The sequence below is a fragment of the Paenibacillus sp. SYP-B3998 genome (genome assembly GCF_010820665.1).
In the GTDB taxonomy this organism is placed as follows: Bacteria; Bacillota; Bacilli; order Paenibacillales; family NBRC-103111; genus Paenibacillus_E.
Window position 1 is genome coordinate 303,657 of record NZ_JAAIKC010000001.1, and the last position, 12,939, is coordinate 316,595.

Annotated in this window: 6 protein-coding genes; all 6 read left to right on the plus strand. The window is 43.1% G+C overall.

Annotated elements, in window-relative coordinates; translation table 11 throughout:
- Positions 1-53 precede the first annotated feature (53 nt).
- A complete protein-coding gene (locus tag GK047_RS01405) occupies positions 54-1,691 on the plus strand; it encodes a sulfatase family protein (protein WP_163940384.1) in 1,638 nt (545 codons plus the stop codon).
- A gap of 43 nt (positions 1,692-1,734) precedes the next feature.
- Entirely contained in the window at positions 1,735-2,706 is a 972-nt protein-coding gene (locus GK047_RS01410; RefSeq protein ID WP_481855938.1) for a formylglycine-generating enzyme family protein, read from the plus strand.
- A gap of 268 nt (positions 2,707-2,974) precedes the next feature.
- A complete protein-coding gene (locus tag GK047_RS01415; RefSeq protein ID WP_205516205.1) occupies positions 2,975-3,502 on the plus strand; it encodes an RNA polymerase subunit sigma in 528 nt (175 codons plus the stop codon).
- Positions 3,503-3,780: 278 nt separating this feature from the next.
- Positions 3,781-7,479 (plus strand): S8 family serine peptidase, encoded by a 3,699-nt coding sequence (locus GK047_RS01420; RefSeq protein ID WP_163940386.1) that lies wholly within the window; start codon positions 3,781-3,783, stop codon positions 7,477-7,479.
- A gap of 21 nt (positions 7,480-7,500) precedes the next feature.
- Positions 7,501-12,279, plus strand: a complete 4,779-nt coding sequence (locus tag GK047_RS01425) for an RHS repeat-associated core domain-containing protein (RefSeq protein ID WP_240343802.1) — start codon at positions 7,501-7,503, stop codon at positions 12,277-12,279.
- Positions 12,280-12,291: 12 nt separating this feature from the next.
- The gene (locus tag GK047_RS01430; protein WP_163940388.1) at positions 12,292-12,777 is read left to right on the plus strand and encodes a HEAT repeat domain-containing protein; all 486 of its coding nucleotides are present in this window, start codon (positions 12,292-12,294) and stop codon (positions 12,775-12,777) included.
- The last annotated feature ends 162 nt before the right edge of the window (positions 12,778-12,939 follow it).

Consider the following 12,939-nt stretch of genomic DNA (forward strand, 5'->3'; position numbering starts at 1 on the left):
CTCTTGGTGTAAGGGATGATATGGCGGATAAAACACATAAAGGAGTTTGCAAAATGAAGGATGCAGGACGAAAACCTAACTTCTTGTGGATTACATTGGAGGATACGAGCCCGAGAATGGGCTGCTACGGAGATTCTTTGGCGCGTACACCCCACATAGATCGCTTAGCCCAAGAGGGGACTTTGTATCGTAACGCATTTGCCACGGCGGGAGTATGCGCTCCCAGCCGATCCGCGGTCATTACGGGCATGTATCAAACCGCGATAGGCACGCATCATATGCGAACCGCACATACCAATGTGCACACACCGGAGCTGCCGACACCTTATTTTGCAGTCCCCCCCGCTCATGTCAAAACGATTCCCGAAATCATGCGGGCCAGCGGATATTATTGCACGAATAATGCTAAAACAGATTATCAGTTTCAGGCGCCTCTAACGGCATGGGACGAGAATGGCAAGGAAGCCCACTTCCGCAAACGGGATGACGGTCAGCCCTTCTTCGCCGTATTTAATTATGACGCTACGCATGAAAGCGGCATGTGGCCGGCTGAGTCAATGAGGCAATTTATGCCTAACTACGAAGAGAGACCGCTCACTACCGACCCGGATCAGGTTGAGCTTCCACCCTACTTGCCGAATACGCCGAAATCGCGAGCAGCGCTTGCCAGACATTATGATAATGTGGCCAATGCGGACGAGTTTGTAGGTCGCATTCTTCAACAACTTGAGGAAGATGGTTTGACTGACAATACAATCGTCATGTTATGGAGCGACCACGGAGAAGGATTGCCGCGTGCCAAACGGTGGACGTATGATGCAGGAATCTGCGTGCCGCTTATCGTCAGGTGCCCCGAAAAGGTGGAAAACGGCCAAGTCAGCGAACAACTGGTCAGTATGATCGACTTGGGACCAACGGTGCTCTCCTTGGCTGGGATACCCGTTCCCCGGCATATCCAAGGTCAGCCGTTCATGGGAGAGCATGCAGAATCGAGAGACTATGTATTTGCCACGCGTGACCGTTATGACGAGGCTTATGATAAGGTTCGCGCTGTAAGAAATACGCAATTCAAATACATTCGTAATGATTATCCCGATCAACCTTACCTTCAGTGGATCCCGTTTAGTCATCTTCATCCGATATTCCAGGAGCTGTGGAGATTACAATTGACAGGCGAATTAGAGGGCGATAAGCAAGTGCTCATGCAAAATAAGCGTCCTCCGGAGGAATTATATGACTGTTTAAACGATCCGCATGAACTGCATAATTTGACGAACGATCCATCGTATCGGGATGTAAGGATTCGTTTGCGCAAGGAGCTTGATGATTGGTGCGGAAAATACGATGTTTGGGGAGATATTCCAGAGGCGCAAATGGTTGCGACCATGTGGCCGAATGGCATTCAACCACAAACTGCTAAACCGCTCTTCATCCCGATCAATAGCCAGTTGCTGGGTAAGAATGCGGTGGATGAGGGAACCTTCAAAGAACCGACAGCGGTCATGCTTCATTCAGCAACACAAGGTGCTTCCATTGCTTATACGACTGATGAAGATTTGAATCCTCGTTGGAAGCTGTACACAGGCCCGATCATCTTAACCGATGGTCCTGCGTGCATTCGAGCGATTGCGGTGCGCATCGGCTATAAGGATAGTGAGGTGACGGAGGCTGCGTTTGAACTCGGTTTTTGAACGATATTGAGATATTTAATGTTAAGGAAAGGAGCGATCTCCAATAGATAGCAATAAACTATCCTGTTGCTCAGCGGGGCGGAGCCCTATTCATCAAACTGACGTAATCCCAGAGCGATTAATTGATCTTTCACAGGTGCAAACAAAATCAAAGTGCCAAACAGAAAATATGATTTATCTACCAGGAGGCAAGTTTTTAATGGGGACTGACGATCAAGAAGGCTTTCCATCTGATGGTGAGGGACCCGTCAGAGAAGTTTTCGTTAACCCATATTACATCGATGCTACAACAGTAACAAATGAAGAATTCATGAAATTTGTTGAGGATACAGGATATCAAACAGAAGCTGAAGCCTTCGGGTGGTCCTATGTTTTTCATCTTTTTGTTTCTGATGCAACTGCGTTGCAAGTGAAAAATTCGGCACAACAAACACCATGGTGGTGGGTTGTATATGGTGCTGACTGGCTTCATCCCGAAGGACCTGATTCCGGGATTCAAGATCGGATGGACCATCCGGTCATCCATGTATCCTGGAATGATGCAGTTGCGTATTGCCAATGGGCTGGGAAAAGGCTATTAACAGAGGCTGAATGGGAGTTTGCTGCCCGTGGCGGACTCGTGCAGAAGAGATACCCATGGGGTGACATATTGAAGCCGGACGGAAGGCATATGTGCAATATTTGGCAAGGAAAGTTTCCAGAGAAAAATCATGCTAGCGATGGGTATGTGGGCACGGCGCCAGCCAGATCCTTTGAACTAAACGGATACGGTCTTTATAATGTATCTGGTAATGTATGGGAATGGTGCTCGGATTGGTTTAGCCCTACCTATCATCATGATGGTGCAAGGGATAACCCCACTGGCCCTCCATCTGGAGACAACAAGGTTCTAAGGGGAGGTTCGTACTTGTGTCATGCTTCCTACTGCAATCGATATCGCGTGGCGGCGCGGAGTAGGAATACAGCTGATAGTTCTGTGGGAAATATAGGTTTCCGTTGTGCTGCTGATGCTTAATTACGCACAATTGATTTCATGCTGAATCGTTGGTGTATCCAAAGGCAGCCATGAGATGGCGAGTTTCCGAGGTAATCGTGGAATAAGCGCAATTGTTATTCTCTAGGGTGCTGAAATCCTGCGAATGAGTAAGTATACGTAAGATAAACCCGGAGAACCAAGGAAAGTGCAGGAATGTTGAGGGACTTTAGTGAGAATCTGAAACAATTGCGTGAATCAATACGTTGATAGTAGAAGAACTAGCGTGGTTGAAGGGAGTAGTTATTAAATGCAAATGAAAATCGGGTTATTATTGGGGGTATCACTTATAGTTCTTACAGGTTGTTTTAACAAGGAAAACAAATCAGTTGAACCAGTGCCAAGTCAAACATCAACTCCCACGTCATCACACGATTTTAAATTATCCGCCAAAGAACAAGAGGTGTATAACAACTTTCAAAAAGACTTAAATGAACAAAAATTAAATGAGTTAGAACCAATGAGTATTGCCAAGTTATATGTTCAAGCAAGATTAGAAAATAAAAATGATGTTGTTTATGCACTATACACGGATAAAGAAGGGCATGTTGAATGGACAAAAGAAGAGGATGAAAAAATCCCTAATTCCGACAGAGGAACTAGAGAACAAATCCTCAAAACATTTAATAATATTGAAAAAGGAAAATTCATACAAACAAGCGATGTTGAAGGATATATTGAGTATCAGTCACGCGAAGACGAAGAAAGTAAGTCTGGCTTTAACATGATTAGAGATGATGATGGTATTTGGAATGTTTCATTTAAACCTATTCAATAACTTAAATTAAGTGAGATTACGCTGATCGACACCAACGTTCTTCTGTGGCGCAGGAAGCTGTCGACTTCATAAATTAGCTGATATATAGGAATGAACCAATCGAATAATGTATCGGATAGGATAGCCCTCTTGTGGTAGAGAGGGTTATTTTTAATTTCTGAAATGCGGATGAAAATTTCAAATGTATAATAATTTAAATCGAAAGTTACCATGGTAAATAATTACTGTATAAGATACATTTAAGTATGTTGGAATTAATTGTTGAAAGGAGTCGTTATATGACTTGGACATGGAAAAAGAGAGTATCGGTACTCGTAGCAAGTGTAATTCTATTAACCTCATTACCGTATGGAGGTATAGCAGCATCGCCATCAAGTGGAGGTAGCGAATTAAGTAACGTAGTACCGACAAACGAATTACCTACAAACCTATTACCAACAAGCCTAGTACCTAGAAACGTAGCACCGACAAACGAATTACCGACAGAAGATCAAAGCGTTCAACCAGTAGAACAAAGTGTTCAACAACAAAATAGTGAGGTTTTGGCTACGACTCCTCCTACTCAATCTGCTATATCCGAAAGTATTACAGGTGAGGATGAACAGCGGGTTATTGTAACGTTCAAGGACAAGAAAAAAGTCGATAAGAGTCTTATTAAAGGAAAAATTAAGCGAGAATATAAGCATTTGCCATCTGTATCTGCAAAAATGTCTTCGAAAGAAATTGAAAAGTTGAAGAAGAGTGCTGCCGTGGAGTCCGTTGAGCCAGATATTCAGCTGCAAGCAGCCTCTCAAACAATGGATTGGGGAATAAGTGTAGTTAACGCAACCTACGCTTGGAATAACGGCTACACAGGTAAAGGGGTTAAGGTTGCCGTTTTGGATTCTGGCATTAATACGCATCATGACGACCTTAATGTAGCTGGAGGGGCTTCGTTCGTTAGCTATACGTCCTCGTATGATGATGATTTTGGGCATGGCACGCATGTTGCTGGAATCATCGGTGCTAAGAACAACGATATCGGAGTTGTGGGTGTTGCTCCAGATGCGTCTTTGTATGCTGTGAAAGTATTGGATTCACACGGTATAGGCTATCTGTCAGATGTGATTCAGGGAATTGACTGGGGAATAGATAATAAGATGGACATAATCAACCTTAGCATGGCAACCAGCGTGGATTCTCCTTCGTTACATCGTGCGGTAGATAATGCACATGCAAGCGGGTTACTTGTGGTAGCTGCTGCAGGGAATACGGGAAATGCGCAAGGATCAGGCGAAAGTCTGCAATACCCCGCAAAGTACATGTCTGTCATTTCCGCTGGAGCTGTTGACCCAAGTCATCAGCGGGCCCCTTTCTCTGCAACCGGCAATCAGTTGGAAGTAGTAGGGCCGGGTACTAGCATTAATAGCACTTATTTGAATAATGCCTATGCGACACTTAGTGGGACATCCATGGCAGCAGCTTTTGTGAGCGGTGAGTTAGCGATTTTGAAACAGAAAAATTCCGCCTATACTAACGTTCAACTGCGTGGCCAGTTAGATCAGAGCAATGAGGATCTTGGACAAAAAGGTAAAGATTCATGGTACGGATATGGTTTGGTTGGTGTAGAAAAAGGAATAAATACGATTCCAGTGGATGCACCAGCCCCTCCGAAAGACACCGTCTATGCCAGCGTATATGCCAGTGTATACAGAAATAGCATGATTAGTTCTGCGGGTGTGAGTATTACTACTGGGGCGAACATGCAGTTTACTACATATCTACATACACAGAGCGTTTTAAAAGATGGGAGGGTTTTAGTTTCAGGTGGTAGGATGGGAATGAATACTATTTGTTCAGGGACATGTGCTTTTTCTATGATTTATGATCCTGCTGCAAATAAGTGGACAGACACAGCTTATATTCCACTTCCTCGAGACGAGGTCTTGGCATATCATGGACAAAGCACATTGAGCGATGGCCGCGTTTTTATTACAGGGGGTACAAAATCTAAACATAGCTCATATATGTATAACCCCTCAACTAATTCTTGGTTGAAAAGTGAAAATTATGTTCCAGTTGCATATACACATGCGCAAAGCATCTTAAATGATGGAAGAGTGTTAGTAACAGGAGGCATTGATGATGACGAGGATAAACCTAGAAGGTATTCTGTGATTTTTAATCCAATCAGCAACACGTGGGGCGAGGTAGCGACAGCAGCTATGCCAAAGGGCTTGTTACTACACTCTCAAATAACTCTAAAAGATGGAAGAGTGTTAGTGACTGGGGGAACTGATGATTATGATAGCCCTAAGGGATTGAATTCAGCCTATATTTACGATTTGACAACTAATGTATGGACTAAAGCCGCCGATATGCCAATATCAGTAAAGCTACACTCTCAAAGTGTTTTGCTTAATGGACAGGTTCTATTAACTGGCGGTGAGTTGGCTGACGGGACAATCAACACAAATGCTTATCTATATGACCCCATTCAAAATACATGGAGTGCAGTTATGGCCAATATGCCGCCAAGATTTGGACAGGCTCAAAGCACAATGCCTGATGGCCGCGTTGTTATTACAGGAGGCTCAGACAATTCTAATTCAGACAATTCTCGTACGTACTCGACAACAACGATATATACAATCAATACACCGTCAATGTTAACGGTCAATCCCACCAATCAGGTAGTCCTTAATCAGGCTGGTCAGGTTATTACTCTTTCTGGTACGGTCAACGACATGGATAATAATAATGTAACGATAAGCGCCTCTATCGGTGGGATTACCAAATCCGTCGTAGTAAGTAATACGATGTCGTCCCCAGTATGGACCTTACAATGGGTGCTAGGTACGGATAATGTTCAGTCCAATGCGTACACCAATATTACAATCACAGCAAACGATGGGTTCTCAACTTCTTCAACGACCTTTGTGGGCAGTATTACGATCGATCAGTCACCTAATATATCAACAAATTTAATCCCAACTGGCTCTTCAGCGAGTCCCGCATTTATTGCCGGTACAACCCCGGTACTAACTTGGGGCTTTTCAGATCCTGATAGTGGAGACAGTCAATCTGCCTATGAAGTCGTTCTTTATGAGGGCGCGAATGTTATTTTGGATACGGGCTGGGTTAGCTCTAGCGCTTCGTCGTATACCCTTCCAACGGGTAAGCTTATTCGAGGTAAAACGTACTCATGGAAGGTCAACGTGAAGGATAGAGTGGGAATCGCATCAAATTTCACAGGCCTGAGTTATTTTCGGACGAATACCATCCCTACACTCTCATTGACTTCCTACTCAGATGGCCAAACTGTTCCAGATAATAAGCTTACCTTTACATGGACTTATGCGGATACGGACGGGCAGCAGCAAGCAAGCTATCAGGTTCTAGGCACTCAGGATAATTGGTCAACGATAGGATATAACTCGGGTGTTCAAAGCGGTAACTCAGCTGCATTTGCTACACCACCTCTGGCCAGTGGGACATGGAGCTTTAAAGTACTTGCTAGCGATGGGTTTGAATGGTCGGCAGGTGTGCTCAGAAATAATGTAACGCTTCCGAATGCATATGAGCCAAATGACACGAGTTCACAGGCATTTGCTGTTAACTACGGACAAAACTACTCGTCGCTCATAAGCTCAGCGAGTGATATTGATTTCTACACCTACAAAGCTGCTGCAACAGGTATTGATCGTATTACGGTAAATGTACCAAGTGGCTTGAATTACGATGTCTTTGTTTATGATGCAAGCTTGAATTTAATTACTTCAGGAAACAGGATCGCTGGTCTTTCTGAAAATGTGCTGTATGACGTCACAGTAGGCAGTACCTACTACATTAAGCTGGCTGGTGTTAGCGGCAATTTCAGTGCGGCAGTACCGTATTTTTTCAAATTGAATAAAGCGATAATACAGGCGCAGTCTACTTATCAATACGATAGCAATGGGAATATCACTAACAAAACTACGACTACAACTCATAACTAAGGAGGTATTCCATTGCATAAGATGTTAAAACGAGTATTAAGCATTGTCCTCATTAGCCATGTATTGTTAACCAATCTGCCTTTAGTTGGTTTGCAGGATACATATGCCGCCACTTTCCAGTCAGAGCCCGAGCGTAAAGAAGGTGGAGCTGCAGAAGTAAGGAAACGGGAGCTGGAGTCCGTTTACTCTGTTTCTGATGAAGACATACAGGCGCTCTTGGATCAAGGCTATTCGTTAGACGACGTAGCAGTGGCACTGGAGGATCAACGATCCTCTGGCGGTCAGCTTGCAGATAGTCTGAATAAAGTAAGGCCTCAATTCGCGAATACTTCTGAGGAAGCGAAAAGCACAATCACTAGTAATGTGGGAACAGTTAGCTATGCTGCAACGGAGATAAAGGCAGCAGCAGCTCCGCCAGATTATAGTTATGTGCAAACGAAACCGGATGAAGCCCCTTACTCTGTCCGACTTAACCAAGAAACCATTTCTACGCTTTCTGGAGGGGTCTCCTTACAAGCCTCCGACCTTTCGCTACCTGGGCGCAATGGTCTTGGCTTCACACTCACGAGAAAGTATGACAGCGGCGAATCTCAATTGAACCAGATGGTTACATATGGAGATTCTAACAGTACCATACAGCCTTTTTCGGAAAAATATTTCCCTATAGGTAAAGGCTGGAGCTGGAACCTCTCATATATCGAAATTAACGGAAGCAATAAGTTTCTTCACTTGGCAGGTTCTGGCGTTTATGAAATTGTTAATAATAATTTGCTAGGGAATCCTTGGAAGGATCTGACCTTTAGCGCAGATACATCAGTTACAGTTAATTCCGTAGTATCTGCTTACTCAGTAAAGAGCATTCAAGGGATTACCCAGCATTTTGACTCACTAGGCCATCTGATTCAAATTTCAGATCCTTACGAGAATAAAATTACGTTCTCTTATATTTCGGACGCAACATATGGAACAGTACTTAATGCTATCTCCGATTCAATCGGAAATAGCATAACCATTGCCTATAGCACAACTTCGGTGGTTCTAACCAAAGGGAGCGAAATTGTAAAATATAATAAATCTGTTCAAAATGGCAAAGAACTCTTGGGACAAGTCATTGACCCGCTAGGCAGAACGACGACTTATGATTATACAGTCAAGGATGCCCAGTTTAATCTTCTTGGAACTTCCCCCAATACGAGTAATCCTTACGCTCTTCTAACTGGTGTGACTCATCCAACCGGTGGAAAGACAGTCTACACGTATGAAGAGAATGCAGTAACGCGATATATTGGAGCGAATAAAGTCAACCAGGTGTTTAGAATGCAATCGCGTAAGGATCAGATAAATGGATCCTCAGAAAAAAATAACCATAAGGATATTACCTATCCTTCCGGGGATATGGGAATAATTTGGGGCTCGGACAACACATTTTCTGTCATGATCAGCGACGGTCTTAGCCAAACTACGTTTAACAATAAAAGGGATTTTATTGATGATAACATTCCGGCTGCCTTTTACAACACGAATATTACGGCGGTTGCTACTCAAAATGGGGTTACTTATACAAACAAAACCGACTATACGTACGCTGAAGCAAGCCGCTATCCAGTACCTTTAACAACAACGGAAACGAGATCAGCTTCAAACACAAGTAATTTGGCAACTTACGATTCATCGAAAGTGTATGATCCTTACGGCAATGTAACAAGTTCAACGGACATCATGGGAATAACGACCTTATATGCGTATGATAATACTTCCCATCTATTGAACAGTGTGACGAAACCCATTAGTTCCTCGAAGCAACAGTTCACAACCTATTTCCGTAATAAACAAGGGACGGTTACTCAGGTGCAGGTTTATGAGGGTTCTTCAACAGCAGGGACGCTTTTGCAGCAGATAGGATACGAAAACATAGATGGCTATGGCAACGTAAGACAGATTCGTGTGAAGAACGGTACGACAGAAAATTTGTATCAGACACAGTACGACACCGCTGTCTACAAAGGGGCATTTCCGACTATGCAAGCCTTTACGGTGCGCAATGCAGACGGACAATCGTCTACGATTACTAAACAGTATGAATATAACCCCTCAAACGGCAGACTAACAAAATATACAGATGGAAACTCAAACGTTACGCAGTACCAATATGATGCGTTAGGAAGGGTTTTGAAAGCGACACATCAAGCCGACGGCAGCTACGTTACTGTCAATTATGTGGATGGTCAGAACCAGATTCAAACGACAGATGAAACTGGAATCATTTCGGTTACGAATTGGAACCCGCTTGGCTGGAAAACAGACGCGGGGATTTTAGACCGTGGAATCTATAAGGCTAAAGCCAAGTACGGATATGACACAAATGGACGTTTAACTTGGACAGAGGATGCTTTAGGTAATCGCATCAGCTATGGCTATGATCAATGGAGCCGACAAAATCAGGTTACAAACCCCGATGCTACTAAAGCAGGCATTTTTTACGATGATATGACTAACACAAAAACGAGCACAGATGCAGAAGGCTATGCAATTAAGGAGTACTACGATAAAGCGGGTCGAACAAAGAGCAAGGAAGAGACGAAAAAGGTAGCCGCCGGTACCCAGACTACGACGTTGGGTACATTCACATATGATTATGCGGGCCATATGCTCACAGCGACAGACAATGTAACACCGCAACATACGACCACCTATAGTTATGATGTACTGGGACAGTTAACCAGCGTGCTGAACGCCAAGAGCGAGCTGACCTCGTACCAGTATGATAATGTGGGTAATCTGTTGCAAGTTACCTATCCAGACGGTAAAACTAATCTTAAGAAGTACGATGAGATCGGCCGATTGATTCAAACGACGGATGCGAACAGTAAATTAGAAAAATTCTTCTATGATGCGAATGGGAACCAGACGGGCTTACTTGACCGAAATAGTAATCGATTCAAGTATACATTTGACAATCGGAACTTCCTCATCAAGAAAGAAGTCACGGATGCCGCTTGGAATCCCTTAGCTGGGGAAGAAACGATTGGATTCAAATACGACTTAGCGGGACGCCGCACAGAAATGAACGATGGCACAGGTACGACGAAATATGCCTTTAATTCTTCAACAGGTGCATTGAATACGCAAACTTACCCTGATGGAAAAACCATCAAGTATGATTACGATGCTGCAGGTAATCGCTTTGTCATGAACGATCCGTTTGGTGTGAATACGTATTATCACTACGATTCACGAAATCGTTTGGATATCGTTGCGCCATCTGCAGATTTCCTCAAAGACACGGAGACAACTAAGACAACAGACTACGATGCCAAGTATACGTATTACAAAAATAGCTTGCTTAAGCAGATAACACATCGTAATGGGGTTACATCGGATTTTGGTTATGACGGTCTTCGGATTGGTTCTCTTACTGAGAAGAAATCTGATGGAACTACGCTGAATACATTCGCCTACACCTATGATAACAACGGAAATCAGAAAACAAAGACAGAGAATGGAACGACGAATAACTTCAACTACGACCAGCTTAATCGTATCTCAACGTCGGATCAGTTTAATGAGAGTTACGGATATGATAATCGTGGTAACCGTACCAGCATGACGACGAATAATCCATTTGAAAGTCCGGATTCAGCACGTACCTTTGATAAAAGGGACAGGCTGAATAACGTTGCTTTAGCCAGTGGTGGCAACGTATCTTACAAGTACAACGGTGACGGATTGCTTTATGAAAGAACAGAGAATGGGCAGACGACGCGGTACTACTGGGATGGCAGTCAGGTTATTGCAGAAGGTAACGTCGTAGGTGGAATTGCTTCGCTGAAAGCACGTTATGTTCGCGGTCAGGGGCTTATCGCTCGTGAAGATGGTCAAGGTAAGGCGTACTATCTTCAAAACGGACACGGTGACGTGGTAAACTTGATGGATAGCACGGGGAGGACGAAGCTTAATTCGTACTCGTATGACATTTGGGGCAATATAGTTAGCCAACAAGAAAATATACCACAGCCGTTTAAGTATAGCGGCGAGATGATGGATGATAAGGTTGGGCTGCAATATTTGAGGGCTAGATGGTATGATCCGAGTATGGGGCGGTTTGTTGGGGAGGATAGCTATGGTGGGCAAATTGATAATCCACTGAGTTTGAATCGTTTTACTTATGTTAGTAACAATCCTTTAATCTATACTGATCCGACTGGTCATGAACAAGAAGGTGATAAGGATCTTTTAGGTCCTGTTGGATACCAACGTATTTTAGAGTTAACTGAAGCGTATAAAACTGCAATTAGGAATAAGGCAGATGCCGAATGGGCTCACGATTACTATCATGGTCTTGCAGAAACAATAAGAAAACAATATGGTACACATACTGTGATTATTAATAACGAAGAAAAAACATTTATACAACCAACTACAGTTAGCCGTAATAGTAGTCCTAATGGTAGTGGTTCAGATAGTTCAGGTAGGCCATCTAGCAGTTCAAGTGAACCTAGTGAACCATATGACCGAAAAGCACAAAAGGATTTAATTGACAATGTACTTGATTCAGAAGAGGCAAGAGAAGCTCAAGAAATAGTTGTTGGAATGTATACTGGTGGTGTTAAAGGAAAATCATTTAGAGGAGGAAATAAAAATACTCGTGACAATTGGTACGGATATAGTGATAGTGAATTCCAAAAGTGGTGGCATAGAGAAGGTAAGAGAGATTTCGGTGGCGATGATATCGAAGATGCTCAACATGCAAGAGAAATATATGAAGCGTGGGTAGCGGCTGGAAAACCAAAAGTAAAATAGGGAGAATAAAGAATGAAACTTAATGAATTGCAAATCGCAATAAATGAAAACAATATTGACTTGGCAATAAGTATAGTCGAAGAGATTGGGAATACTAGAGTCATAGAGGCGGTTCCAGTTCTTATTCACTTTCTACTAAATACCGAGGAGAATATTTTGAGAAATGCAATAGCGATTGCGTTATCTGATATCGGTAGTGAGGAAGCTGTGGAACCATTGATTAGCCTGCTTAAATCCCCTAAGACAATAAAATCGAGAGGAACAATATTATATGCTCTTGAATCATTCGACTGTTCTGTACATGCGGAACTGTTGTTAGACTTATTAATCAATGGTAACTTTGAAGTGAGTAGGCAAGCATTTCTGCTTTTAGATTCTAATGTCAGTAGAATCTCGAATCAAATGAAAGTTAAATGTTTAAAGATTATACGAGAAGAGATTAAGAAACAAAAAAACAATACTGAAATTCTTTTAGAACTAGTTGAAATCTTCAAGTAGTAAACATATATCCTAACCGCCTTGCGACTATCGCTTGGCGGTTCTTCTTTTCCGCCGCTGTAACGCTAACAACGAAAAATGCGGCACAGCAAAGCACAACTTCCCTTCTGTGGAATCCTACGTTGCGTTGTTCATCAGCTCCACCGAATCAACTACACAATC